This is a genomic window from Desulfoplanes sp. PS50 (assembly GCF_053851535.1).
Genome location: NZ_JBSPZA010000001.1, coordinates 148,274 through 175,273 on the forward strand (window position 1 = coordinate 148,274; position 27,000 = coordinate 175,273).

Annotated in this window: 21 protein-coding genes and 1 tRNA gene; 13 read left to right on the plus strand and 9 right to left on the minus strand. The window is 56.0% G+C overall.

The genetic code is table 11. The annotated features are described in order from the left end of the window. Positions 1-105: 105 nt before the first annotated feature. The gene (locus tag ACTVJH_RS00645; RefSeq protein ID WP_455986422.1) at positions 106-1,680 is read right to left on the minus strand and encodes an ABC transporter ATP-binding protein; all 1,575 of its coding nucleotides are present in this window, start codon (positions 1,678-1,680) and stop codon (positions 106-108) included. A gap of 158 nt (positions 1,681-1,838) precedes the next feature. Here ACTVJH_RS00645 and ACTVJH_RS00650 point away from each other — a divergent pair. From ACTVJH_RS00650 to ACTVJH_RS00665, 4 genes are all read left to right on the plus strand, one after another. Continuing rightward, positions 1,839-1,914: transfer RNA gene (locus ACTVJH_RS00650), tRNA-Ala, on the plus strand. A gap of 295 nt (positions 1,915-2,209) precedes the next feature. Next, on the plus strand, positions 2,210-2,782 hold the full coding sequence (locus tag ACTVJH_RS00655) for an ATP-binding protein (protein ID WP_455986424.1): 573 nt from the start codon (positions 2,210-2,212) through the stop codon (positions 2,780-2,782). Positions 2,783-3,386: 604 nt separating this feature from the next. Continuing rightward, entirely contained in the window at positions 3,387-3,683 is a 297-nt protein-coding gene (locus ACTVJH_RS00660; protein WP_455986426.1) for a cytotoxic translational repressor of toxin-antitoxin stability system, read from the plus strand. Further along, entirely contained in the window at positions 3,640-4,014 is a 375-nt protein-coding gene (locus tag ACTVJH_RS00665; protein ID WP_455986428.1) for a helix-turn-helix domain-containing protein, read from the plus strand. Before ACTVJH_RS00660 ends, ACTVJH_RS00665 begins: the two co-directional genes overlap by 44 nt. A 223-nt stretch (positions 4,015-4,237) precedes the next feature. Here ACTVJH_RS00665 and ACTVJH_RS00670 read toward each other — a convergent pair whose 3' ends face one another. Then, on the minus strand, positions 4,238-4,801 hold the full coding sequence (locus ACTVJH_RS00670) for a hypothetical protein (protein ID WP_455986430.1): 564 nt from the start codon (positions 4,799-4,801) through the stop codon (positions 4,238-4,240). 296 nt (positions 4,802-5,097) lie between these two features. Between ACTVJH_RS00670 and ACTVJH_RS00675 the strand changes: the two genes are divergently transcribed. From ACTVJH_RS00675 to ACTVJH_RS00690, 4 genes are all read left to right on the plus strand, one after another. Beyond that, positions 5,098-6,378 (plus strand): TolC family protein, encoded by a 1,281-nt coding sequence (locus ACTVJH_RS00675; RefSeq protein ID WP_455986432.1) that lies wholly within the window; start codon positions 5,098-5,100, stop codon positions 6,376-6,378. A gap of 168 nt (positions 6,379-6,546) precedes the next feature. Beyond that, a complete protein-coding gene (locus ACTVJH_RS00680; RefSeq protein WP_455986434.1) occupies positions 6,547-11,238 on the plus strand; it encodes a tandem-95 repeat protein in 4,692 nt (1,563 codons plus the stop codon). 32 nt (positions 11,239-11,270) lie between these two features. Beyond that, entirely contained in the window at positions 11,271-12,995 is a 1,725-nt protein-coding gene (locus tag ACTVJH_RS00685; protein ID WP_455986436.1) for an ATP-binding cassette domain-containing protein, read from the plus strand. Between the two features lie 248 nt (positions 12,996-13,243). Then, entirely contained in the window at positions 13,244-14,554 is a 1,311-nt protein-coding gene (locus ACTVJH_RS00690; protein WP_455986438.1) for an HlyD family type I secretion periplasmic adaptor subunit, read from the plus strand. A gap of 104 nt (positions 14,555-14,658) precedes the next feature. Here the strand turns inward: ACTVJH_RS00690 and ACTVJH_RS00695 are convergent, their stop codons facing one another. Genes ACTVJH_RS00695 through ACTVJH_RS00710 form a run of 4 tightly spaced genes read right to left on the minus strand, consistent with a single transcriptional unit; the run spans position 14,659 to position 17,662 of the window. After that, positions 14,659-16,161, minus strand: a complete 1,503-nt coding sequence (locus ACTVJH_RS00695; protein ID WP_455986440.1) for a TrkH family potassium uptake protein — start codon at positions 16,159-16,161, stop codon at positions 14,659-14,661. Between the two features lie 16 nt (positions 16,162-16,177). Next, positions 16,178-16,840: an NAD-binding protein gene (locus ACTVJH_RS00700; protein WP_455986442.1), complete on the minus strand. Its 663-nt coding sequence runs from the start codon at positions 16,838-16,840 to the stop codon at positions 16,178-16,180. Then, on the minus strand, positions 16,837-17,277 hold the full coding sequence (locus ACTVJH_RS00705; RefSeq protein WP_455986444.1) for a potassium channel family protein: 441 nt from the start codon (positions 17,275-17,277) through the stop codon (positions 16,837-16,839). Before ACTVJH_RS00705 ends, ACTVJH_RS00700 begins: the two co-directional genes overlap by 4 nt. Next, the gene (locus tag ACTVJH_RS00710) at positions 17,267-17,662 is read right to left on the minus strand and encodes a response regulator (RefSeq protein WP_455986446.1); all 396 of its coding nucleotides are present in this window, start codon (positions 17,660-17,662) and stop codon (positions 17,267-17,269) included. The genes ACTVJH_RS00705 and ACTVJH_RS00710 overlap by 11 nt, the downstream gene beginning before the upstream one ends. 146 nt (positions 17,663-17,808) lie before the next feature. Here ACTVJH_RS00710 and ACTVJH_RS00715 point away from each other — a divergent pair, with 146 nt between their 5' ends. Genes ACTVJH_RS00715 through ACTVJH_RS00735 form a run of 5 tightly spaced genes read left to right on the plus strand, consistent with a single transcriptional unit; the run spans position 17,809 to position 20,953 of the window. Further along, entirely contained in the window at positions 17,809-18,228 is a 420-nt protein-coding gene (locus ACTVJH_RS00715; RefSeq protein ID WP_455986448.1) for a hypothetical protein, read from the plus strand. Position 18,229: 1 nt separating this feature from the next. Then, complete coding sequence (locus ACTVJH_RS00720; protein ID WP_455986450.1) at positions 18,230-19,531, plus strand: permease; 1,302 nt, start codon at positions 18,230-18,232, stop codon at positions 19,529-19,531. Between the two features lie 11 nt (positions 19,532-19,542). After that, on the plus strand, positions 19,543-19,776 hold the full coding sequence (locus tag ACTVJH_RS00725; protein WP_455986452.1) for a thioredoxin family protein: 234 nt from the start codon (positions 19,543-19,545) through the stop codon (positions 19,774-19,776). A gap of 49 nt (positions 19,777-19,825) precedes the next feature. Continuing rightward, the gene (locus ACTVJH_RS00730; protein ID WP_455986454.1) at positions 19,826-20,251 is read left to right on the plus strand and encodes a thioredoxin family protein; all 426 of its coding nucleotides are present in this window, start codon (positions 19,826-19,828) and stop codon (positions 20,249-20,251) included. 3 nt (positions 20,252-20,254) lie between these two features. Continuing rightward, the gene (locus tag ACTVJH_RS00735; protein ID WP_455986456.1) at positions 20,255-20,953 is read left to right on the plus strand and encodes a cytochrome c biogenesis CcdA family protein; all 699 of its coding nucleotides are present in this window, start codon (positions 20,255-20,257) and stop codon (positions 20,951-20,953) included. A 504-nt stretch (positions 20,954-21,457) separates the two neighbouring features. Here the strand turns inward: ACTVJH_RS00735 and ACTVJH_RS00740 are convergent. From ACTVJH_RS00740 to ACTVJH_RS00750, 3 genes are all read right to left on the minus strand, one after another. Beyond that, positions 21,458-22,591: a DUF362 domain-containing protein gene (locus ACTVJH_RS00740; protein ID WP_455986458.1), complete on the minus strand. Its 1,134-nt coding sequence runs from the start codon at positions 22,589-22,591 to the stop codon at positions 21,458-21,460. Between the two features lie 213 nt (positions 22,592-22,804). Beyond that, the gene (locus ACTVJH_RS00745; RefSeq protein WP_455986460.1) at positions 22,805-25,834 is read right to left on the minus strand and encodes an FAD-dependent oxidoreductase; all 3,030 of its coding nucleotides are present in this window, start codon (positions 25,832-25,834) and stop codon (positions 22,805-22,807) included. A gap of 178 nt (positions 25,835-26,012) precedes the next feature. Beyond that, a complete protein-coding gene (locus ACTVJH_RS00750) occupies positions 26,013-26,861 on the minus strand; it encodes a CoB--CoM heterodisulfide reductase iron-sulfur subunit B family protein (protein WP_455986462.1) in 849 nt (282 codons plus the stop codon). Positions 26,862-27,000: the final 139 nt, after the last annotated feature.

A 27,000-nucleotide genomic window follows, 5' to 3' on the forward strand; every position in this document is an offset into this window, starting at 1 on the left:
CAGGGAGTTGGGTTCGAGATGAAAAGTACCCTTTTACCGGATGAGCCAAAAAAGTTGTCACTTCTTTGAGCCTTTTCTGTGCGCTGCGCCCTGCGTACTGCACACTTACCCCGTTTCTATCTCCGTATTTCCCGTCTCCCGCCTCCGGGCTCCCGTCTCCCTGCATCCCTGCGCACTGTGCCCTGCGAACTGCGTACTTTCTGTGATCTTTCCTTTTTCCAGGACCAGTCGATGCGAAACCAGTTCCTCGAGTCGGTCCTGGTGATGGGTGACCAGGATCAGCCGTGCTCCCTGTTTTCGACAGGTCATGAGAAGTCGGCGCATCTCCTCCCGCCATGCGGCTTCGATGCCGGCAAAGGGCTCGTCCAGCAGGAGCAGGACCGGGGAATGAATCATGGCCCGGGCAATGAGCAGTTTGCGCATCTGGCCGTAGGACAGGGAGGCTGCCGTGCGATCGAGGAGATCGTTAACGCCTAGGGATTCAGCCAGAAGCTCGCATTGGCCGATTTCTGCAGGGCTTGGTTTTTCGTGCATTCCCAGGGAGTTGTAGAGACCGGAGAGGATGATCTCCCTGCCCGAAACATCTTCCGGGTAGGTGGTTTGCTGGGAGGTCGACACATAGCCCATGTGCCGGCGGATATCCTTGAGATTGTGTGCTTCCGGGGTGAAAAAGCGATCCACCCGACCGCCTGGCAGCGGATGCACCGCACCGTGGATCAACTTGAGAAATGTTGTCTTTCCTGCCCCATTGGGTCCGAGAACGGCCCAGTCCTGGGTCGTGGTCATGGACCAGGAGATGTCGCGCAGAATGTCCGTGCCGTTCATGCGCACAAAGGCGTTGGAGATGCGGATCAACTCTCCCTCAACTCCAGGTTCAGGTCCTTGAAGAGAACGACTGGTTCGGGCTTGGGCAGGAAGATGGGCGCGTTCAGGGCCGGAGTCGTAAGAGAGCTGATCCGGCGGGGATTGTTGTCTGATCGCGGCGATCGCGCCCGCCTCGATCGTGGCAAAGTGGGTGATGCACCGTGGAAGTTCTTCTTTACGATGGGACGTGGCCACGATCTGGAAGTGGTCGTGTGCTGCCAGTTCGTCGATCATGGCCAGGAAATCTTTGCGGCTCGCTGGATCGAGTCCCAGACAGCATTCGTCGAGCAAAAGCAGTTTGGGCTTTTTGGCCAGGGCTCGTGCCAAAAGTACCCGCTTGGCCTCGCCGGTGGACAACTCGAGCATCCCTCGGGAGATGAGATGATCGATGCCCATTCGTTCGCACAGGGTCACGCATCGGGCCTTCTGGTCGTCTGAAAGGGACTCGTATAAAAAAGGCGTGTCAAAATATCCGGTTTGAACCACGGTGCGCACGGGCAGGTTCCAGGAACGTTTCCAATAGAGATCCTGAATCTCCGAAGAAACCAGGGAAACCATCCGACGAATTTCAACGGGGGTGATGCGGGTCGTCCCATCCAGCAGATAGATTCTCTCGCCCTTGAATTGTCTGGGCCAGAGCATACCGTGAATCAATTTGAGCAGGGTCGACTTGCCGGCCCCGTTGGCACCGAGAATGGCCCAATGCTCTCCGCGGCGCAGATGCCAGTCTATATCCCGTAAAACAGGTACTCCCCCGAGATGGACATCGAGGTCCTTGAGGATGACTTCTATGTACTGCCCGGAACCGGTATGCATTCATTTTTCTCCAAGACGATAATCCAAAAAGGGCAAATCACCAGACATGATCTTCCCTATATCTACCCGGCACGATCATCAAATCAAGAAAAAATGATCCCAGGCAAGATTTTGGGTTGACAAACGCCACGATTTCTATAGAAACCAATTTCGCGTTTGGGGCTGTAGCTCAGCTGGGAGAGCGCTTGAATGGCATTCAAGAGGTCGTCAGTTCGATCCTGATCAGCTCCACCACTTAAAACGTTTAGTATTATTGAAAATCCTCTGAATGCCGCGAAAAGGCCGACTTGAAAAAGTCGGCCTTTTTTGCGTTTTATGTTTCAAATATGTTCTAACCTGCATTATAGTGATTTGCTAACCTCTCCTGAACACTAGCTTTTTTTAGGGCGTTTAGATGTGTATATCGAAGCGTACTCCGGATATCTTTGTGGCCAATCATCTCCATCACCTCATCTTTCTGGCCCCCTTAGGTGAATTTTAGAAGAGGCGATAACTTCCCTGACACAGGGGGGTTCCGGCATTACGTGAAATGTTGCGCAATGCGCTGGTGCATCGCAATTACATGGGAAGCATGACGCAACTTCGCGTCATGGATGACCGCCTTTCGTTGTGGAATGCTGGCACGCTGCCGCTCGAATTAACCGTTGAAAAACTTTTTCAGACGCACAGATCAATTCCTCGTAACCCGCTCATTGCCGAGGTGTGCTATCGGGTCGGTTATATTGATTCCTGGGGACGTGGCATTGAAAAGATCACGGACGCCTGCAAAGCGGCTGGACTACCGGAGCCGATTATTGAAGAAAACTCGGGCGGTGTTGCGGTTGAGTTATTGAAAGCACCTACTTCCGAAAAGGTTGTTTCGGAAAGCAGCGGGGATGATTTCGGGACGATTTCGGAAAGAATTCGGAAAGAATTCGGAAGCGAACCTGCCAAAGCCTTTGAGATTATCTGTCAGCATCCCGAGTTCACAGCCGAACAGATTGCTGAGAAGTTAGAGAAAACACCAAGAACAATAGAAAACTATACAGCAAAATTGAAAAGGGCTGGCTTCATCATAAGAAGAGGGCCAAATCTGGGGGGTTATTGGGATGTGAAAAACTAGTATGTGTGTGAATTTGCTACGAACGACAAAATTCAGTTGTTAAGGGATACTTAACAACTGGCGTCGACAGCAATGACTATACGTTTACATTCCCAGATATGTGGCGGTATGGAAGATATTGATTTTATTCACAGCATGCACACTATGCTCGGGGAACAAAAACGAGTTCGGAATCGAAAAATCTACAAATATTATAGTTTGTTACGATCAAGTCACTGTATCTTTTCCGCAATGATGGCATTCAAGAGGTCGTCAGTTCGATCCTGATCAGCTCCACCACTTAAAACGCTTAGTCTCAACCCTGAAAGTCGAGTTAAAGCATCAAGGCTTATAATCGGTGGTCCTAAAATTGGGGGAACCGTAGTCGGCTCGAACCTTGGCAGATCATCAGATCTCTGATATTGCTCGCGACAGGTGCGGCCTTGATTTGGATATATCTGCAGTCCAGGGCGATGGCAGAATCGGTATCGGTGGTGTTTCTATAATCCTGAGAGCTGTGGTCGGTGATTTGAATCCCTCATCGTTTCCAAGATGCGGACAGGTAGTTGTTCTTTGAATATTACCATTGACAAATACCAATGAATGGTAACAAGGTGACATTGAAATGACTTGGAACGTTATGTTTACGGGAAGGGCCAAGAAACAGAAAGAAAAATTGCCTAAACAATGGCAGGACGTACTTGATGCCTTGAGACGGGATATCGAAATCAACGGTCCCGTGGCAAAATCATGGCCCAACTATGGAAAAATCAAAGGAAAAACAGGATATCACCATTGCCATTTGAACAAGGGAAAGCCTCGATATGTGGCGGTATGGAAGATAGCCGACAACAAGATTCAGGTGGTGGAGATCAAGTATGTTGGAACTCACGAAAAAGCAGACTACGGAAAAATTTGTTGAAATGTGCCTTCGGGTCCCTGTCAAGGACGCAAACCGGGTAATAGACGCGACCAAGGCGTTTCTCAGGCTTGCCGGGCATGAGGTGCGGGAAAAGAATGAAATGGCTGAAGAATTGTTCGATGCATCCGAAGTCTTTCCGGATAGCACCCCCGGAACCATCTTGCGGGGATTTCGGTACAGGGAAGATTTAACCCAGAAAGAGCTGGCCCAAATGGCGGGCCTCAAGCCTCACCATGTTTCAGAAATGGAGACCGGCAAACGTCCCATCGGCAAGGAGGTGGCTGAACGCTTGGCCAAGGCATTGAATGCCGACCGGCGGGTTTTCTTGTAGCATACTGATATCGATTTCGTAGTTCACGCAAACCCCCTGTGTCAGGAAAGATGTCGTCAGTTCGATCCTGATCAGCTCCGCCATTAACCTCTTACAATGCTTCACAAAAAATTCTTGAATGCCGCGAAAAGGCCGACTTTTTCAAGTCGGCCTTTTTTGCGGTTGAAGAACAGAGTAAAACCGGGGATCGGCAAAAGCTTTTCGCACCGGACCTAATCGGTTTTCACCCCTCCCCTTTCGCCAACTTCAGCGACCGCTGAAACTCCAGATCATGACACCTCGTGACGGCATCGGACAATTCTCCGGCCAGGGCCATTGCCTCTGCCGGAGTGCAGGTGATGACGATGGGCTTGTCCTGCCCTGCCTTGAACCGCAGCTGGACGGGCGGCACCGCAGCATCCCTGTTCCCGGTCTGTTCCTGACTGTATGTCAGCATGACGGACTTTTTGGCCCCCTCCTGACGATTCACATACGATGACTTGGAAGAATCCGTGTACATGACAAACTTCCCTCCCGCCCTGCCCGGGGTCCCTGATGCATAGCACCTGACGGCATAGGCCAGGGAGGCCAGCTTGAGGGGCGAAATTTTCATGGTCAGGTGTTCATCCAGGGCAAAGGTTCTCCCTGTGGACGAGTCCGGCGCGGTTTTCCCCGGAGCCGCATTCAGAAACACGAAATATCCCGGCTTGTAGGGAGGCCGTTTCTGGTCAAGCATGATGTCTACGTACATGAGGCTGGTGGAAGGAAAGGAATAACTATGCACACGAATCAGGTTGTTACCGGCCATCACATCCTCCTGTGGATAATGGAATGCAGGGGCTATGAACACACGCTGCGTTTCAGCCCGCTTCCGGCCCTCATATACCCTGGTCGATAAAAATCAAAGTTTGGTCAGACGTTTTATCCAGTCAAAGTGCGTAATGATTTGTCTCTTATCCTGTGTCATATTGGATGCGAATCACTCGGAAATAGTGTTAAAGAAAATTTTAAGCTGTGCCATGGAAGTTGTATGACTTGAGGTAAGTGTCATACGTGTTTCTCGGTCAATTCGTACTCCTTTTCATTTTCAACCCCCTACCGACAATGAAAAAGACCATCCTCGCTTCCATGGCCGTGATGTTTTTTCTTGCAGGATTCGCTCAGGCCCAGGGTCTGCGACACATCCTGCCCGAACTCATGAACCAGCACGAACTGATCAAGGCGGCAGAGTCCAAGCGCGATGCAGCCCTGTCTGCACTCGATCAGGCCTGGGGAGAGTGGTATCCTTCTGTGGACCTGCTTTCCGAAGCCGGTCAGGAAGACATCCGCAGGACGGATCACTCGAATACATCCGAGTTGCGCAATGTGCAGACCATCCGGGGAAGACAGCTGGTGACCGACTTCGGAAGGACCTCGGGGACGATCGACCGTACCAGGGAACAGGTCGAACAGGCCAAGACCGAGCTGGAGAAGGTCCGTCAGGAAGTCCTGCTCGAGGGGGTCAGCGCGTTTCTGCAGGTTGTCAAAGCCCGGGAACAGCTTGCATACGCCATCAAGTCCGAGGAAAATATCACCAGACAGACAGGGATGGAGGAAACCCTTGTAAAGAAAGGGGCCGGACTGTCTTCCGACGTCCTGCAGATCAAATCCCAGCTTGCCGGAGCGCGGGCACGACGGGTTACGGCACGGGGAGAACTGCTTCTGGCCAAGAATCGTTTCAAGGCCGTTTTTAAGCGCCTGCCAACGGATGAAGAGATCGCTGCCTTCACTCTCCCTCAGCAAACCTTTGTCAAGATCCCCATGACCATGGAAGAGGCCACCCGGCATGCCCTTGACACCAATTTGAACATCCTTCTCGCCCGGCAGGCCATCAAGGGGGCCGAGCATGATCTCGACGTGCGCAAGGCAGCCTATTTTCCGACCCTGAATCTTGTCGTGGAAGGCAAGCGTCGGGAAAACGACGATGGCGCAAGCGGTATCCGCCATGAAGGCCGTGCCGGTGTCGAGTTCAACTATAATCTCTTCAACGGTGGATCGGACAGTGCAGCCATTCGATCGGGTCGGTCCGAGATTCTCCGCCTGAAGAACATGGAAAAAAACACCACGGATCTTGTGGAAGAACAGATAGCCAATGCCTGGCAGAATCTGCTCATCTCCCGGGAAAACCATACATATCTCGAAAATCAGGTCGTCATTGTCAAAGAATTTCTCAATCTGGCCCGCAAGGAACGCAAGCTCGGCACCAGATCCCTGCTGGACGTGCTGGACGGAGAAATCAACTTCATCAATGCCACGAGCATGGCCGTGGCCGCCCACGTGGAAACCTTTCTGGCCGCCTATCAGCTCTACTATGCCATGGGCAATCTCACCCTGGAACTTTTCTAACCATTTGGCATATACCGAAGAATTAAGGTGGAGAGTCGTCGTGGCACAGCGCCTTCTCTCACCATCGATCCGGAAGGAATCCGGGAATGATGACGTCTTCGGCCTCCGGACCTGTCGAATCTCTTCTTTGTCTGTAGATCTCTCAACCATAGAGCCCCGAGTCCCGCCATGGAAGAAAACGCACACGACATTGGAACGATTGTCTTTGTCAGCGGCCAGGTCTTTCTGGAAACCGAGTCCGGTCTGATCCCCCTTGCCAAGGGGGATGCGATCGCCAAAGGGGCCGTGATCGTCACCGAGGATGACGGACGAGTCGAGATCAGGTTCGAGGACAATACCATCCTGTCACAGGCGGAAAACAGCCGCATCAGCATCGACGATTACGTCTATGACCAGGACGATGCGAGTGCTTCCCGGTTTCTTCTGAACATGGCCGAGGGCACCCTGCGAACCGTGACCGGCAAGATTGCCGAACAGAACCCCGATGAATTCACGGTCAAATCACCGCTGGCAACCATCGGCATCCGGGGAACCGAATTCTGGGTCATTACAGGGGAGGGTGAGGACAGGGTCTATCTCGGTGACATCGAACCCGGACATATCATGGTCGTCCAGGACCAATTCGGGACCATCCGGTTCATGAATACCACTGGAACCTTTGCCACACTTGTCAGGAACACCCCCATGGGGCCGTTACGCATGGCCGACCGCGAGGAGTTGCAGCAACTCGAGACATCCACGCCCATCTCTTCGACAACCGAGAGCGGTGACCAGGACGATGCACCTGCTCAAGAGGATCAAGATGCCGGTGAGCCTTTCGAAGAGATGGGAACAGAAGATGGTGGAGAAGAACAAGCGGAGGGGGAGGAACTCGGGGACAGCGAGACAGATGGGGGCGGTCCCTTACTGGAAGCTCCGCCTACAGTTCCGGGAGAGCCTCAGGAAACTCAATTTCCGAGCACCCCTGAGGATATATCTCCCCAACCCCAACCACAGGCTGGAACATTCTCACCACAGGTGGTTGAGCTCGACATCCCCGATTCCGTCCAACCGGTTGCAATAAAGCTTACCTCTGGCGAGGCCGGCTTCGAAATGGCGTTCGTTCCCCCCGAAACACCTTCTAACCCATTGGCTGACGAAGACGACACCATCCTGCCGGAAACCCCGGATCCTGAAAATCCTGGAAATGTACAACCCGGTGACGAACAGCCCGTGGATGACCAGGACGGGGACGACGAACAGGAAGAAGATGAGCAGGATGGGGAAGGGGAATCCGGGAATGGCCAGGACGAAGATGATCAATCTGGTGGCGAAAAGCCCGTAGATGACCAGGATGAAGATGATCAACCCGGTGACGAACAGCCCGTGGACGACCAGGACGGGGACGACGAACAGGAAGAAGATGAGCAGGACGAGGAAGAGGATACCCCGGATGATCCGCCTGTACCACCACAGCCTACCAACTCAAAACCGGTTATCCACAATACAGACTTTTCCATGGAAGAGGACTCGTCGATCAATGACATCCTAGTCACCGATGCTGATGGAGATGCTCTTGTGTTCTCGAATGTCCTAGAACCTGCACATGGAACTCTTTATCTCAATCAATCAGGAACTTTTTCGTATACACCTGATCCACATTACGTTGGTACCGATCAATTTACGGCAACTGTTACCGACGGTGTTTCAGAGGCTCAAACCTTCACTGTGAATTTGAGCGTAACCCCTGTAAACGATCCGCCAACAGGTACCAACACGACAATTATCCTTTCAGAAAACAGCGCGCATATCTTTTGCGTAGCAGATTTTGGTTTTCAGGATATCGATGACGGGGACACTCTGCAGTACGTCAGATTCACCGATGCCTGCACCCAGGGTGCGCTGACCATTGATGGCATCCCTGTCCAGGCGGGAGAGTCCATTGCCAGAGCTGACATTGAAAACGGTCTGCTTGTCTTCACTCCGGAGCCGAACACTTCAGGCCAGGGCTATGCCGCTCTAAATTTCGAAGTCGGGGATGGCACGACATTCAGTGAACACCCAAATACTGTGACCGTGGATGTGACTGCATTGTCCGATGATCTCTTCCCAGACGCGGACGATGTTCTGCTGACAATTGGCGACACCCTTTTCTATCAGGGCGTCCTCCCGATGGATCCCTGTCAGGATGTTTTTTGCATCCCCACTGCAGGCAGCTACAGCATCGACGGTCCTACCTACCATATGGACGGGACATTCTCCTATTCTGGATATTCCGAAACGTCTGGGAACCAGAATTTTTCCTACATACTCACGGATATTTCGACCCTTCAATCCATGGGGGGTAACCTTATCGTTGACGTGCAAACTCCAACCCAGGTCACTTCTTCCGCCACAGCACCGTACGTGGACGGCGACCAGGGACATTATCTCGAAGGCACCCAAGGAAACGATTACATTTATGGCGCCGGAGGTAACGACATCATCTCTCCTCTTGGTGATTGCTCGCAGCCGGACGCCGACCATGTTTTCGGCGATGCGGGCAACGATTATTTCATGGCAGGACCGGGTGCGGACCAGCACGACGGGGGAGAGGGCACCGACACGATAGATTATTCCTTTGCGGACCATGTAGCCGTCGATATGGCGGCTGAAACAGCATCCGTCTCTTTTTCTTGCTCAAATTTTGAGCATACCCTCGTTGCCATTGAAAACGTCGTCGGATCACACGGTCCGGATGACATCGCAGGCGACGCCAACCCAAATATTCTCCGGGGCAATGATGGGGATGACAGGATTGACGGTATGTCCGGCAACGACATCCTCCATGGTGATGAGGGGAATGATTTGCTCGCGGGAAATGCCGGGAGCGATATGCTCTATGGTGGATGGGGATCGGATATTCTCGACGGAGACGAAGGAGATTCCACCGGTCCAAACGGCGATCTCTTTTTGTATGAATCGCTGGATGAGGGTGGAGATACCATCCGGATGTTCGACCAGGAAATGGATGCCCTGGTCTTTAGCAGCAACTGCTTTCTCGGGACCAGCGTTGAAGGGATCACCGGGCAATTGTCCGCGGAGCATTTCATCTCTCTTTCTGGAAGCGAGGCCGACGCGTATCGTCTTGCCCTTGCCCAGGAAATGGAGACTCCTATCACCACGGACGCCTTTGTCTACCTGGCCCCAACGACAAGCAATCCCGAACCCCAGCTCCTTTTCAACGCCGGATCCGGGACACAGGGCCTGATCGATGCTACCCTGATCGCCACCTTCGAGACCAGCGATCCCATAGGCCCCGCCAACATTCTCATTGTGCCCGCTGATCCGTTGTGCGCCCATGATCAATTGCTGGTCATCCCCCAAAACTACACCCTGCACGGTAGGCTCGAGATCTTCAATCCAGATCATGACATGGCCTTTTCCCTGGTCGATGATCCGGACAACGGGAATGTTTCCATCTCCCCCGACGGTAGCTTTGTCTATAAAACAAACACCAATTTTCAGGGCCATGACAGTTTCACCTACCAGGTCACCAATGATCAGGGCTTTTCGAGCCAGGCGACAGTGGCCCTGGATGTGATCGTGGATATCGATACCAATGGTGACACTGTTTCCCCTGATTATGCGGCCGGGACCATCGGTACGAACGGCAATGACTTTATGACCGGAACCATGGTGGATGAATGGTTCAGCCCTCTTGCCGGTGACGACGAGGTCCAGGCACTTGGCGGAAACGACATCATTCGCGGCGGTCCGGGGAACGACACCATCGATGGCGGGGAAGGTTCGGACACCATCGACTATTCTGAGTCCGTCAGCGCTACAGTGACCGGCGATGGGGGATACTCGTACGATCTCTATACACAGGTCTTTCTGGACCCGGGGGCCCAGGAGGGATCGCCCTCTGCAACGGCACCCTACGACCAGGGATCCGGCGCGGTCGTGTACACCGATGTCCTGCAGGACATGGAAAACGTCATTGGCTCATCAGCCAGCAAGGATATGATCATGGGCAGTGCCGCCCCCAATCTGCTGGCCGGTAATGGCGATCAGGACTATGTCTGCGGAAGCAGTGGCGACGATTGCCTCATCGGTGGTTCAGCAGAGGATTCCGTTGAGGGCGGGACCGGCAATGACCTTATCATCGCCGGTCCGGGAGATGATTATTTGTCGGGTGGTTGGGGCTTTGACACCGTTGATTACGCAGAATCACAAACAGGAATCGTGGCAAATCTTTCCAGCTCCCTGGGAATCCATACGGAGAGTGAACCAGAAACTGTACAGGCCACCTTTGGTCAGTCGCTCTGCACCGATACCCTGGTCGAGATCGAAAACATCGTTGGTTCGGCGTTTGGCGATCAGATGGAGGGAAGTTACGGGCCCAACATTCTCTGGGGCGAGGACGGCGACGACATGCTTTTCGGGCTTGACGACAATGACAGCCTTTTCGGCGGTAGTGGAGCCGACGATCTCGATGGCGGGGCAGGATCCGATTTTCTGCACGGAGGTCAGGGCAACGATTACCTCTTTGGGGGACCAGGCCAGGATCATCTTTTTGGCGGCGAGGGCATGGATGAATTCTATTACGCATCCCCTGATGATTTCGGCGATGTCATCCATGACTTCACCTCCGGAGAGGACGTTCTGGGCATCGACCTGGCGGGCTGCCTGATTTCCCCATCTGTCAGCCTGCTTGCCGGTCCCCCGACGAGTGAAGAAGAATCTCTCTATTCTGAGACAGATTCTTCCGGGAACACAACACGACTCTGCTATGACCCGGATGGTACCGGAACACTCCACGATGCCGTTGTCATCGCGGAATTCGAGGCGGAAATCTCATTGGATGCGCCCTCCGACATCGTACTCTACAATGGATAGGCTCTCGATTATTCATCGCCTTGAGTCCCTTCATGCGTACCCCTCATACCCGGACAATCAATCAGAAATCGAGACACGATGGAGGGGGCAAATCCGCCCCTTTACACGGCATGAAACCACTCGTTTCCATTCTTCTTTCCCACCCCCTGGTGGCAGGGGAAATCCTCCTGGCCACCCTGATGATCACTGTGCTCAATCTGGCCGCTCCCCTGTATGCCATGGTCATCTTGAACCGGTATGTTTCCAGCGGGTTTACCGGGACGCTTCTCACCCTGACGGCGGGAATGGTTCTGGTGATCGTCTTCCAGCTGGCCATCCGGTTTCTTCGGACCAAGCTGGTTACCGGGATATTCACGGAACCGGGTCGGCAATTGGCTGCCAAAGCCGCTGCGATTCTGGCCGGGGCGCGCATGGAGCAGCTCATGCGGCTGGATCGGGGAAAAATTCAGGAAATCTTTTCCTCCATCCAGCAGCAAAACAGGCTCGTGGACGCCTCCAATGTCAACGCGCTTCTGGATACCCCGTTTGTGGTTCTGTATATCGCAGCAATCTGGTTTCTAAGCCAGATCCTGGCCCTGGTCACCATGGTATGCATGGTTCTCGTATGGATCGTGGGCAAGGTTGCCACTATCCATTCCACGAAAAAGGGGCTCGAGCTGCAGCAACAGACCCTGAAATACCGGTCCGACCAGAACTCGGCCATTGAAAACAGTGAGACTGTCAGGGCCTTTCGGGGGAAATCCTTTCTTGCCCGGACCATGGGCAACCATATCGCAGCCCTTTCCCGTTTGACCCACTCCATGGCCGATTCCCGGGAACTCTCCCACTCTCTGACCCTGGCCGGAACCACCGTCATGACCGTTGCGGTTTACGCCATCGGTTCTTCCCATGTGGTGGACGGAACCCTGTCCATCGGGGCCCTGATCGGTACGAGCATTCTGGCATCCCGGGCGGTGGCGGTTGTCTCCCGTTTCGTCCAGGTTCAGGAGCAGATGTCCGGGTTAAAGAAATCCGAGCAGGACATCGCGGCCTTTCTCTCCCTGCCCCTGGAACGGGAATCCGGTACGGCCATTCGCACCTATGCCGGCAGGATCGAAACAAGGGATCTCGCCTTTGCCTGGCCCGGTCAGTCCCAGCCCCTGTTCGAATCACTGAATCTTTCCCTGTCTCCGGGAGATGTGCTCGCGGTCGTTGGATACAACGGTGCCGGCAAGACCACCCTGGCCAGACTGCTTGCCGGGCTCCTTTTTCCCATCCGGGGCAGGATCATGATCGACGGGATCAATCTGGCCCAGATCGCTCCGGACTGGTGGCGTCGGCAGATCATCTACGTGCCCCAGGAACCCACGTTTCTGCGCGCGACCATTCTCCAGAATATCACCCTCGCCCGTCCGGATATCGATCCGGCAGAACTGAACAGAATCATCGCGGCCACCAATCTGCGGCCTTTTCTGGATGAAAGCGTGGAAGGGCTGGAGACCGTGCTGCACGATTCAGGTGACCACCTTCCCCTGGGTATCCGCCGCCGTCTGGCCCTGGCCAGAGGCCTGGTCACGAACGGCAGCCTGGTCATCCTGGACGAACCCACCGAGGGCCTCGACCCGGCCGGATGCCACGCCCTGTACGGGTTGCTGAACACCCTGGCCAAAGCAGGGAAAACCATCGTGGTCTGCACCCAGGACGAGAAGATTCTCCGGGGCGCACGCACGGTCCTGGATCTGAGTGTCAAGCCGGTTCCGCAGGTGAGCGACCGATAGATAGTGCGCAGGATACAGTGCGTAGCGGGTACATTCCGGAACCGATCCGGGATCTTTGAAATCTGCCCCATGGGTTGGAGTCACAACAATCTCCATATGGTCAAAGATCCCGGCCTTGGCCGTAATGACGGTTGGAGATGAAATTTCGGCGTGAAATCCGACGAGCCCCTTGTCCCTCAACCCGTCTTTCTCCGCGCCACGGCCCCGTGCACGGAAAAAATCTTTCACTCGGACAACAGAGACAAACCATGCCCTCCGCATCCACTCCAGATACCTCCTCGTCTTCCGTACCCCCATCCATAAAGCGTCACACCCATCTCTTCTTCATCCTTTGCGTGCTCATCTTCGCCTCCGCCTTGACCTGGGCGTGGATCGGGGAGCTGGATATCGTCAGCATGGCCCTGGGTCAGGTTGTGCCCAGTTCCAAGGTCAAGACCATTCAGCATCTGGAAGGGGGGATCATTCAGGAAATTCTGGTCAAGGAGGGACAGGAGGTCGATGTGGGCCAACCCCTGGTGGAGCTGGAAGAAACCGCCAGCGGGGCCAGCGTGGAGGAAATCCGGTTGCGCATCCTGGCATTGCGCACGGATATCGCCCGATTCACTGCCGAATCCCGGGAGGCTGGCGAGATCGCTTTTCCCGCTGACCTGCAAAGGTCCCATCCCGAGCTTGTTCAACAGGCACGAGAGCAGTTTGTGACCAGTCGCCGCCGCCATACCGGCCAGCTGGCCGAACAGACCGAGCATATCCGGCAGCGTCAGCAGGATATTACCCGGATCGAGGATCGACTCGTACACAACAGCCAGAGCCTGAAACTGCTCAACGAGCAGATTGCCATCAGCGAGGAACTGCTGAAAGACAACCTGACCACCCAGTACAAGCATCTCAATTTTTTGAGGGAAAAAGCCGAATTGGACGGCAGAATGCAGGAGGACAGATCCGAACTCAAAAAGGCCCGGTCCGCCCTGGCAGGTGCACGGGAAAAGCACTCGGTTCTCAAACAGCAATTCCGGGAAAAGGCAGGGGAACGTCTCCATCAGGCCCGGCAGGAGCTCAAGGAATTCGAACAGCGGCTGAAAAAATTTTCCGACACCCTCAAACGAACAATCATCCGCTCACCGGTCAATGGAATCGTCAAGACCATCTACCTGGTGACCACTGGGGGCATCGTCCTTCCGGGAAAACCGATTCTGGATATCGTTCCCAAGGATGACAGACTGGTCGTGGACGCCCGCCTGCCCATCAGGGATATCGGTTTCGTCCAGACCGGCCAGAAGGCGGTCATCCGGCTCGCCTCGCGGGATGCGAGATATTTCGGGAGCATAAAAGGCAAGGTGACCAGAATCAGCCCGGATGCCTATGCGGCACAAGACGGAGAGACCTTCTACACCGCCCGCATCGAGACAGCTGCCCGATCCTTCACCTCCAACGGGCACGAATACCGTCTCTATCCCGGTGTCCAGGTGGTAGCCTACATCCATACCGGTAAACGAACCGTACTGGAATACTTCATCGAACCCTACCTGAACACCCTGGATCAGGCCTTGCAGGAAAGATAAGTCCAAGACAAAATATCGTTTCCGTTGATACACATGGTGTTTCCATCCTCCCTATGCGTCTACCCTGTGCATGTATCAGTGCATTCATCTCAGAGGAAGGACATCTATCCTGCCTCCGCCGATCTTCCTGAACCCGTGTGAGCCATCTGGGCCATGTCCTGGCCGATTTTGAGCAGGCTGACGATGACGACCATGAATTCGAGCCGTCCCAGGAACATGGCCAGGATTTCGGCCCAGAGGGCGCCGTCGGGCATTGTGGCGGAAGTCACCCCCACGGAGAGTCCGACCGTTCCCAGGGCGGAGGCGAATTCGAAGAGCGAATCGCTCAGGCTGTACCCGTACGAACAGAGAATCATGACCCCCGCCAGATAGGCGCCCAGATAGATGCAGACAAAGACCGCGGTCTGCCGCAGCCTGGCCTCGTCCACGAAAATGCGTCTGTCACCGTCCCACAGGGGGAGCTCGGTGACCGCTGTTTTCGGGATCAGCTGGCGCCGGATCTCCCAGAGGGTCATCCTGAACAGGAGATGGATGCGGAACTGCTTGATCCCACCGGCCGTGGAACAGGTGCCGCCTCCTATGACCATCAGGATGATCACAAGGAGGATCCCGAAGGAGTTCCATTCGGCATGGCTGACTGTGGAGAATCCCGTGGTCGTCAATGCGGACACGGTTTCCAGGATGGCGGCCCGCATGGCCTTGTCAATGTGCGGATAGAGGGTTCGGCAGGTCAGAAAAAAGAGGGCCGCGGCAGAAAGGGGGATCAGAACGGCCAGCAGGCGGATTTCGCCGTTTTTGCGGACAACCTTGAATCGACCCCGCCAGAGGAACCAGGCGGTCACGAAACTCAGGTTGCCCAAAAGCATGAGCACCAGGGTCACCCCCTCGATGGAGACCGCGTCCCAATGGGCGATACTTTCCGGCCTGGTGGAAAACCCGCCTGTGGAGACAGCGGTGAAGGCGTGGTTCACCGCATCGAAGAGGGACATCCCCGCGCCCCAGTAGGCCAGGGTTCCTGCCAGGGCATAGATGGAATAGATGATCAGGACCAGGCGGGCCGACTGCCTGACCTGGGGCACGAGCTGGTCGCTTCGTCCCTCGGCACTCGGGATGCCCACGCCCGAGGGACCGACAATGGCCGAGAGCATGATGAAGGCCAGCCCGGCCCCGCCGGCCCATTGGATGAGGCTCCGCCAGAAGAGGATCATCGGACCTGCCCGGGTGACATCCACAACGGTCAATCCCGTGGTTGTCCATCCGCTCACGGATTCGAAAAGCGCCCTGGAGAACTCCATCTCCAGGACAGCGGCAAAGGGCCAGGCCGAGGCGATCATCACCGCCACCCAGCTTACAAGAACAATGATCCCGCCCTCCTGGATCGACAGGGTCGGATCTGTTTGTGACTTGAAGATGCGACGGAGCAGGAATCCCATCAGGGCGAGACATGCTGCAGGAAGGCAGAAACAAAGCGCGTTTGAAAATTCTTCCGGATGGGGGACGAGCAGGATGAGCGGGATGAGGGGGATCCCGCTCACAAGGCAGAGGATCAGGCCTGTGGCCGAGAGCATGGCCGTGTAGCGCTGTCTGAGATATTCCTTTTCCCGCACAGTGGGCGTTCCTTTGCTAGTCCGGTTCCCCGGTCAGGGTTTTGAGAACCGGTCCGTGGTTTTCCGGCAGGGTGATCAGCACCACGCGGTCGTCCGTTTGCAGATCGTTTTCTCCCCGGGGGATGATGGGCTGATTGTTGCGGATGACCACGGCGATCAATGCATTGTCAGGGAGATCGATGTCCTTGAGGTGTTTGCCGACCACGGGGGAGTTCGCTTCCAGGACAAGCTCGGTCACGTTGACCTGGCCTTCCCCCACGGGCAGGAGATTGAGGATCGGCTCCAGGGAGGCCTGCTGCTCGATCAGACTGCCCACGATCTGCGTCGTGGAAAAGGCGGACACACCCAGCTTTTCGAAGATCCCGGCGTTGTCCGGGTCGTTGGCCAGGGCCACGGCGCGCGGCACGCCGAATTTGATGGCGGCCAGCTGACAGATGATCAGGTTGTCCTGATCATTGGGGGTGATCGCCAAAAGGGCGTCCGCCTCCATGGCCCCGGCCTCCTTGAGCACTTCGGCGTCGCTTCCGTCTCCAAGGACGACCAGGGCGGAGAGCTGACGGCTCAATTGAACGCATTCGTCCCTGTCCCGGTTGACAACCACGACCTGGTAGCCTTTGGCCGCAAATCTGCGACACAGAAAAAACAGAGTCTTGCCCCCTCCGACAAGAATCACTTTCATGCCTCGTCCTCTTGGCGGCGTTTCTCTCCTTGGGCAAGGTCCCGAAGGAATATCTCGGCTGCCAGCGAGGTCGGGCAGATGGTGTCGATTCCCAAGAGGGCATAGACCTCCTCCCGCTGGGGATCGAAGACCCGGGCCAGCACCTGGGGGACGTTATATATCTTCAGGGCGATCTGGGCGATCATCAGGTTGACGTTGTCCTCGTGGGAGGTGGCGATGAGCACGTCGGCATCTTTCAGCTTGGCCTCCTCGAGGACCGCCATGTGCGTGGCGTCGCCATTGATCTTGAATCCGCTGAAATCCGCTGAGAGTTCGTTCAGCCGCTTTTCGGTCTGATCGATGACGACCACGGCATGCCCCTCCCGGCTGAGGTGGTTCGCAAGATGCGATCCGAGCCGTCCGCACCCCACGATGACGATGTATCGGCTATGTGTCATCGGAGCCCTCGTTGCGGTCGTTTCGCGGTACAACCGCTCTGGCCACTTCCAGGATCTCGGCCGGGGAGAAGGGCTTCTGGATGAAGTCGATCGCCCCGAGTTTCATCGCCTCCACGGCCAATTCAATGGTCCCGTGACCGGTCACGATGGCCACGGGAATAAAGGGCCAGCGGGCCCGAATTCTCCGTAAGACCTCCATTCCGTCCATGCCGGGCATCTTCAAATCCAGAAAGACCAGGTCGCAAGATGTGTCTTGTAATTTCTGAAGCGCCTCCTCGCCGTTCACTGCCGTTTGGACGGGAATCTCAAGCGGTTTTACGGCGCGTGCCAGGGTCAGACGGATGTTTTTTTCATCGTCAACGATCAATATGCATGGTTTTTCCATGAGCTTGTCCCGGCGGTTGTCGGCAGGATCTGGATCGATTCTATATATCTTGAAGTGGATGTATCCACCCTACCGTTTTTTGTCAGCCCATAGCAAGCGGCCAAGAAACAATCTTTCGCGATTATTCAGATCGAAGGCGGGCTGATATGTCCTTATGGCCGGTTCGCCCTGTTTTGGGCGGTTTGAAACTCCCTCGCGGGCCTCGTACCATCAAGCCTTTGCTCAATACAGGCAAGATGTTCCGGGCGATGTCAGGCAACGGCTCGATGAACGATGCCTGGCTCGGTCGGACAGTCAAACCGTCCAAAACGGGGCAAACCAGCCATTATATTCCAGGCGGTTGGATGAAACAAAACTGTCTTTCAGGTCATGAGGTCGCGATAATGTTTTTCGCCCTTCCGGGAAGGCCGCTATGCTGTGCGGGTCAGACTCGTGATTTGGGGAGTCTTGACAAGCTCGTTAATTGGCAATATTGCCAAAAAGTAGGAGTTACGAAGCCTGGCGAAGGATATTTTTTTGCGCCATTAGTTGGCGAAAAATGCAAATATAGCGTTGAAGAGGTTTGAAATGACCTGGAGATCTGAATGGAAACCGCTGCTCGTCATTGTGGGCGTGTTTCTGGCATTCTATTATCTCCCCCTTGGCGGGGAGCGCTTTGATAACGCCGTGTTCGAGGCATTGTATCTGGCCCGGGATTATGCCCGCGAGCATGTGCTTCTCTGTCTGGTGCCCGCGTTTTTTATTGCCGGGGCCATCGGCGTGTTTGTCAGTCAGGCCGCGGTCATGAAGTACCTCGGGCCCCGGGCGAACAAGTGTGTGGCCTATGGGGTGGCCTCCTGTTCGGGAACCATTCTGGCAGTATGCTCCTGCACCATCCTGCCGCTCTTTGCCGGGATCTGGCGCATGGGCGCGGGGCTCGGTCCGGCCACGGCCTTTCTCTATGCCGGTCCGGCCATCAACATCCTGGCGGTCATCCTCACGGCGCGCGTCCTGGGTCCGGGTCTGGGTCTGGCCCGGGCTGTGGGGGCCATTGTCTTCAGCATCGTCATCGGCCTGCTCATGCATTTTTTCTTTCGCAAGGAGGAACAGGAAAAGGGTGCGCAGATGGCCGGTCTCCCCGAGGCCGAGGTGGATCGCCCCCTGTGGCAGAACGGGATCTATTTCGCCACCATGATCGGGGTGCTCGTGTTCGCCAATTGGGGCAGACCTTCCGAACCTGCAGGCCTGTGGCACGCCATCCACGCCTCCAAGTGGGTCATCACCTCGCTGTTCTCCCTGGGTTTTGCAGCCTGTCTGGTGCTCTGGTTCCAAATCCGGGTGTGGCAGATGGTCCTGGCCGCAGTGCCTGCCGTGGCCCTGGGATTCTTGTTCCCCCAGATGCCGCAGCTGGCCTTTGTGGCCGGGATTCTGGGATTGTCCGTGCTGACCTCCACCCGTGAGGGCGAGCTGGGTGACTGGTTCGATCAGAGCTGGGGGTTTGCCAGGCAGATCCTGCCGCTGCTCCTGTTCGGGGTGCTCATTGCCGGACTGCTTTTAGGGCGTCCCGGCCAGGAAGGGCTGATTCCCTCCGCGTGGGTCAGTCAGGCCGTAGGCGGCAATTCCCTGCTGTCCAATTTTGTGGCCTCCTTTGCCGGGGCGTTCATGTACTTTGCCACCCTGACCGAGGTACCCATTCTCCAGGGGCTCATCGGCAACGGCATGGGCCAGGGGCCGGCATTGGCCCTGCTTTTGGCCGGCCCGGCCCTGAGCCTGCCCAACATGCTGGTCATCAGAAGCGTCATGGGGACGCAAAAAACAATTGTTTTCGTGCTGCTGGTCATGGCCATGGCCACTCTAAGCGGCGTGTTCTATGGAACGTTTTTCGGATAAAGGAGACGACAATGAAAAAGATTCTCGTTCTGGGCCCTGGCTGCCCCAAATGTGAAAAGTTGAAAAAAGAGGTCGAAACCGCGGCTAAGGATCTGGGCATGGACTATGAACTGGCCAAGATCACCGACATCAACGAGATGATGCAGTACGGTGTCATGAGTACGCCCGCCCTGGTGGTGGACGGAAAGGTCAAGGTGGTCGGCAAGGTGCCGTCTGTGGATGAACTCAAAAAGATGCTCGCCTGATCACAATGTGTGTGGTCGGCACGGCGGGCAAAACGCCGGGGGTTGTACATTGAATCAGTCTATCCGAAGCATTCTTCTTTCTTGTGTCATGGGTGTGTTCTGCGCGTTGGTGGTCAGTCTGCCTGCTGTCACGGCCCATGCCTCTGAGCCGACACCCTCGGAGTTGATTTCCGGTGCGGTGCAGGATGTCCCCATCCCGGGAAAGGTGACCATGCTCGATCTGGGAGCCCACAAATGCATTCCCTGCAAGATGATGACCCCGATCCTCAAGGAACTTGCCGTGGAGTATGAGGGCAGGGCCGCCATTGTGTTCATCGATGTCTGGGAAAATCTCAACGTCACCGGACAGTTCGGCATCCGGACCATACCCACCCAGATCTTCTACGATGCAGAGGGCAACGAACAGCTCCGGCACGAGGGGTTTCTGGACAAGGCCTCCATTGTCAAGGTGCTGCACGAACTGGGCGTGGACTAGGCCATGGATCAGATATTTCTTCTCATCAATCAATGGATGACAGGCGGGGTGTTCCTCGGGGCGCTGGGATGTTTTCTCTGGGGCATGGTCAGCGTGCTCTTCAGCCCCTGCCATCTTGCCTCCATCCCTCTGATCGTCGGCTATGTGGCCGGACAGGACAGGATCGTCAAAGGCCGTCAGGCAACGGTCTATGCCATCCTTTTCACCACCGGACTGTTCATCACCATCGCGGTCATCGGCATCGCCTGTTCCCTGCTGGGGCGGATGCTCGGCGATGTCGGGCCGTACTGGACCATTGCGGTGGGGCTGATTTTGCTCTGGGTCGCCCTGGACATGTTCGGCGTTGCCGGATGTTCCCTGTCCGGCGGCATGATGACCAGGCTGAAGGTGCGGGGGATGTTCGGAGCCTTTCTGCTCGGGCTTGCCTATGGCGTGTTGTCCGGTTCATGCACCTTCGGCTTCATCGCCCCCATCCTCGCCATCATCACGGTGCAGGAAAAGATTTTCACCGGGATCGCCTTTATCGTCCTCTTCGGCATCGGTCACTGCATCCCCATTGCCGTGGCCGGTGGTTCCACCGCCATGGTCAAACGACTTCTCGCCAACTCTGCCTGGCAGCGGGGCGGCATGATCTTTCGACGCATCGCGGGCGGGATGATAGCGATTCTTGGTGTCTATTTTATCATCCAGCCGTTTCTCTAGTCACAGCATGGCAAATTGTTCGGATCTTTATGGGAGAATTATGAAGGAGCGTGTGTGTTATTGTTTTGGATATAGCCGTAGCGACATTGAGAAGGATATCGTTACAAACGGAAGATCAACCATTCTTGAACGGATTGTCAGCAAGAAGCGATCCAATGGGTGTTCGTGCGCCACCCAAAATCCACACGGACGCTGATGTCTTGCCGATGTCCGCCAGGAGGTGGAGCGGATCATACGAAAACACGGTCTCGCAAAGAGCATTGCAGGAGAGCGGTAGAGCCGTTGCCCTGCCGGTCAACAATGCGGCCTCCGCGAGGCAATATCCCGAGTTCTGGTGGTGACCGGCTGCAGCAGGGAGTTTTTTCCAATTGATCGGGGTCGTTCCATGCTTTCCGGCTTGAATCCCTGGCCCTGGCTCTCAAGCGATGATCCCGGTTACCTCCATGGAGGTAACCGGGATCATCGCTTTGTTGTTCTGCCGGGAAATAAGTCGTGCAGGGGGATCTATTTGACCACGATCAATTCGTATTCCCGGGTTCCCAGGCCGATTTTTTCGGCGTGCTCCAGGCACGAGCGCCATTCGGATTCGGGGGTGGAGTTGGTGAAATGGTCATGGTGGTCTGTAAAGTCCGGATGGGAGAGATTGTCGGCGAGCTGGCTGCCCGGCAGGGGTTTGGCCTTGAGGCAGGCATCCACGCAGGCCTGATCCAGGGCCAGGGGATCGAATGAGGCAAACATGCCGATATTGGGCAGGATGGGGACATCGTTTTCCCCATGGCAGTCGCAATTCGGGGAGACATCCACGATAAGGGAGATGTGGAAGTGCGGGCGGCCATCCACCACTGCCTTGGTATATTCGGCCATGCGCCGATTGAGCAGTTCATAGGCGTCGTCGTTTTCAAAGGAGATGGCATCGAAATTACAGGCACCCAGACAGCGGCCGCAGCCCACACAATTGTCGTGGTCCACGGTGGTCTTTTTGGTTTCGGGGTTGAAGTGCAGGGCATCATTGGCGCACTCCTTCAGGCAGGCCTTGCAGCCCGTGCACAGTTCTTCGTTGATGTTCGCCTTGCCGCTGCTGTGCTGTTCGGTCTTTCCCGCACGGGACCCGCAGCCCATGCCGATATTTTTGATGGTCCCGCCGAATCCGGTCATCTCGTGCCCCTTGAAATGGGTCAGACTGACGAAGACATCCGCGTCCATGATGGCCCGGCCGATTTTGGCCTCCTGGACATATTCGCCTCCCGTGACCGGGACCGCGATATCGTCGGTCCCCTTGAGTCCGTCCCCGATGAGAATCGGACACCCGACCGTCAGGGGGGTGAACCCGTTTTCCCAGGCACATTCCAGATGCTCCAGGGCGTTCTTCCGTTTGCCCGGATACATGGTGTTGCAGTCGGTCAGAAAGGGTTTGCCTCCCAGATCCTTGATCACGTCGGCCACGGCCCTGGCATAGTTGGGGCGGAGATAGCTGATGTTTCCCAGCTCGCCGAAATGGAGTTTGATGGCCACGAATCGGCCTTGGAGCTCGATGTTTCCGATCCCGGCCTGTAGGATCATCTTCTTGAGTTTGGTGGGCAGACCGTCACCAAAGGCCTTGGTGCGAAAGTTCGTGAAATAGACGTGTGCTTTATGCATGAGATTCCCCTTTTTTTGAGGTGAATAGTATTTTGAGTCAGCATGCCAGTCAAAAATATACGATGCTGGGCAAGATGAAGAAATTTAAGAGATTTAAGAGATTTTAGAAATTTTAGAGATTTTAGAGATTTAAGAAATTTTAGAGATTTCAGAAATTTCGATGTGTTAAGAATTTTGAGAGGGTACGTGTCTGGTGCCGTCCGGGGAGGGAGATCAGAGATCCATGAAGGCGTTGATCTCGGCCATGATCTCCGGCGCGGTGAATCCCTTGAGCTGGATGGCGCCGGAACGGCAGGCCGCCGCGCACAGACCGCATCCCTTGCACAGGGAGGGCTGGATGGTTGCCTTGCCGGACTGGGCGTCGATCATGGGGGCCCCGTACGGGCAGACCGTCACGCAGACCCCGCAACTGACACAATAGGCGGGATTCACCTGGGCCACGCTGCCTGAGCCGTGGATCTCCTTGGCCGCGAGCAGGGTTACGGCCCGGGCGGCAGCGGCCTGGGCCTGGGCGATGGACTCGTCAATGGGCTTGGGCGCATGGGCCAGACCGCAGACAAAGACGCCCTGGGTGGCGAAATCCACGGGCCGCAATTTGACGTGGGCCTCGGAGAAAAATCCGTATTCGTCCTGGCTGACCTTGTACATATTGGCCAGGGCGTTTTTCTTTTCCGGGACAATGGCCGTGGCCAGGACCAGCAGATCCGGGTGGATGCGCATGTTTCTTCGGAGCACGCAGTCACTGAAATCGATCTGCAGGGAATTGTCCGCCCGGGTGACTGCAAGGGGTTTTTCAAAACAATAGCGGATGAAATGGATGCCGCTTTCCCGGGCCTGACGAAAGATGTCCTCCTGAAATCCGTAGGGGCGCATGTCCCGGTAGAGGACGTAGATGTTCATGTCCGGATTGAGTTCGCGCAGATGCAGGGAACTCTTGATGGTCTGGGTGCAGCAGAGCTTGGAGCAATAGGGGCGCGACGGGATGCGCGATCCCACACACTGGATGAGCACGGCCGTGTTGGTCCTGGCCAGGGAGGCCTCATCCTCGATGAATTTCTTGTGCAGGTCGAGACGGGTGAGCACTCGGGGGTCCTCGCCGTAGAGGTACATTTCGGGTTTGAGTTCCTCGGCCCCGGTGGCGATGATGGTCACCCCGTGGTGCAGATCGCTGACCGCACCGGCACGCTCGATGGTCGTGGTGAAATTGCCCACGAATCCGGAGGCGTCAATGATCCGGGTGTTCGTGAGCACGGTGATATTGGGATGGTCTGAAACGGCCTTGATGGTCGAGCGAAGATAGGCGTGCACATCTTCCTTGCGCCAGGTCTGCTGAAGAAACCAGGCCTTGCCCCCGAGTCGGTCGGACCGCTCCACCAGATAGGTGGAATAGCCCTGATCCCCGAGATTGCGGGCAGCTTCCAGCCCGGCCACCCCGCCGCCAATGACCAATGCGGCCTGACCGATGGACAACTGCGGTTCATCCAGGGCTTCCTGCAGGGCAACTTTGGCCACGGCCATGCGCACCAGATCGATGGCCTTGTCCGTGGCCGCCTCGGGATCGGCTTTGTGCACCCAGGAGCATTGGTTGCGGATATTGGCCATCTCAAAGAGATATTTGTTGATCCCTGCGTTGATCAGGGTTTCCTGGAACAGGGGTTCATGGGTCTTGGGGGTACATGCCGCCACCACGACCCGGTTGATGCCCTTTTCCCGGATTTCCGAGGCGATGCTTTCCTGGGTATCCTGGGAACAGGAAAACATGTTCGTACCCACATAGACCACTCCGGGCAGCTTGCGGGTCGCCTCTTCCAGGCGGTCCATGCCGACTACCCCGGCGATGTTCGTGCCGCAGCGGCAGAGAAAGACCCCGATGCGGACCGGTTCTCCCCGGGTTTCCCGGATGGACGGCTCTTCAGGGAATCTGCTTTTGGTGAACCGGGCCGGGGCGAGCCGGCTGCCCACGGCCCCGGCTGCCGCGCTGGAATCGATGACCGAGGAGGGGATGTCTTTGGGGGCCTGGAAGGAACCGCAGACATAGATCCCTGGCCTGGAGGTCTGAACCGGGGTGAAGGAGGAGGTGGCCACGAATCGGTAGTGGTTCAGGTCGAGCCCCATTTTTTCGGCCATGGCCGCATTCTGAACGTTGGCGCTGAGCCCCACCGAGAGGACCACGATATCGAAATGTTCCTCGGCGATCTCCCCGGCCTCGTCCACATAGCGGATGGCATGGCGACCGTTTGCATCCAGCGGGGAGATCTCCGAGATCTTGGACTTGATGAACCGCACTCCTGCATCGTCCTTGGCCCGGTTGAAATACTGCTCGAAATTCTTTCCGTTGGCCCGGATGTCCAGATAGAAGATGGCCGTGTCCAGAAAATCGCTGCAATGTTCCTTGGCGAGCATGGCCTCCTTGATGGCCGCCGTGCAGCAGACCGCTGAACAATAGCCGTTGGCCCCCTTGTGCCGGTCCCTGGAGCCCACGCATTGGATCCAGGCGATCTTTTTGGGCGCCACCTTGTCCGAGGGCCGGACCAGATGGCCGTCCGTGGGGCCGGACGCCGAGAGGATGCGCTCGAACTCCATGTTGGTGACGATGTTCGGGGAGCGGGTATATCCGTAGATATCCAACTTGGAGGGATCAAAGGATGAACAGCCTTCGGCCAGGACCACCGCGCCCACCCGGAACTGCTCGGTTGTGGCGGTCTGGGTGTAGTCGATGGCCTCCTGGGGGCAGACCTTGGCGCAGAGTCCGCATTTCCCCTTGGTCAGATAGAGGCATTGGGTGTCATCGATGGCGTATTTCAGGGGAACGGCCTGGGCGTACTTGAGATAGATGGCCTTGCGCTTGGACAACCCGCCGTCGTATTCGTCCGGGACCTTTTTGGGACACCTTTCCGCGCACAGCCCGCAGGCGATGCACTTGTCCATGTCCACGTATCTCGGGTGGCGGAGCACGCTGACCGTGAAATCGCCCTCTTTGCCCTCGACCGCGGTGATCTCCGAGAGGGTCAGAAGCTCGATGTTGATGTGCCGGCCGACCTCGACCAGCTTGGGGGAGATGATTCACATGGCGCAGTCATTGGTCGGGAAGGTCTTGTCCAATTGGGACATCATCCCGCCAATGGAACTGGATCGCTCCACCAGATACACATAATATCCGGCATCCGCGAGATCCAGGGAGGCCTGCATGCCGGTGATTCCGCCACCGACGACCATAGCCGCGCCGATTATTTTGTCTGCCATGGGAAAAAACTCCGGGTTGCGAAAAGAGATTTGAGAAATTTTAGAGATTTAAGAAATTTAAGAAATTTAAGAGATTTAAGAGATTTAAGAAATTTAAGAAATTTAAGAAATTTGAGAAATTTAGAGAGTTGAGAAATTTGAGAAAGTTAGAGAGAGGTTGAAAGTCAGGAAAATGTGTTCATCGTGTGTTTTTCGGGGTCAGAGTGAATCCCGGGGGGAGGCCGAGTTCTTTGGGGGTGGCCCCCATGGCCAGGCCCATGATCTGGGTCAGAAGGATGGGCTTGAGCCCACCTGTTTCCTTACTCGGGGGCACATTGCTGAACTGAAGATGGCAGTAGGGACACCCTGTGCACAGGTATTCGGCGCCGTGTTCTTCGGCCATGACCAGTTTTCTGCGGGCCAGACCAAAGGAGAGTTCATTGTCGATGCCGAGCAGCGGCGCGCCGCAGCAGTCGTATTTGGTATCCCACGCAAGAGGCGATCCCCCGACGGCCCGGGCCAGATCTTCAAGCAGGGAAGGGGCAACGGCATCGTCAAAAAGGGTGATGTCGCTCGGTCGCAGGGCATGACACCCGTAATGGATGGCCAGTTTGGTTTTCCCCAGAGAGGACGTTGCGGCCTGCTCTATCTTTTCCAGCCCCACCTCCTGATAGAGGACGCTGAACAGATGGCGGATGCGGGTCGTGCCCCGATAGGTGAGGCCCTCCTCGGCCAGGACCGCATTGACCCTGCTTTTGAGTTCGGGATCCTCCTCCATAAATTGTTCGGCCTTTTTCAAGGTCCCGAAACAGCACATACACAATGTGAGAAGATCATGCCCCCTGGCCTCGGCCAGGGCCAGATTCCTGGCGGCTGAGGCCAGAAAGGCGATTCGATTCAGATTGCGGAGCGGATAGCCGCAGCAGGTGAACTCGGGGATGTCGAGGATGGGAAGTTCGAGTCTGCTCAAGACCGTGCGGGCCGAACGTTCATAGCCCTGGACCCGGGCAGGGATCTGGCATCCGAGGAAGAGTGCGTAGTTGTTCATGGCTGAAAGTCCTGAAAAATGCGCAGAGCGTTTGAGAGCACAGTACGCAGAGGGTTACGCCCCGGGAGGTCATGCGGCGTGAACGGGGCGGTTCGATCGGTTATGGTCACTATCAGAGATGTGTTGCTGTCCGCACAAG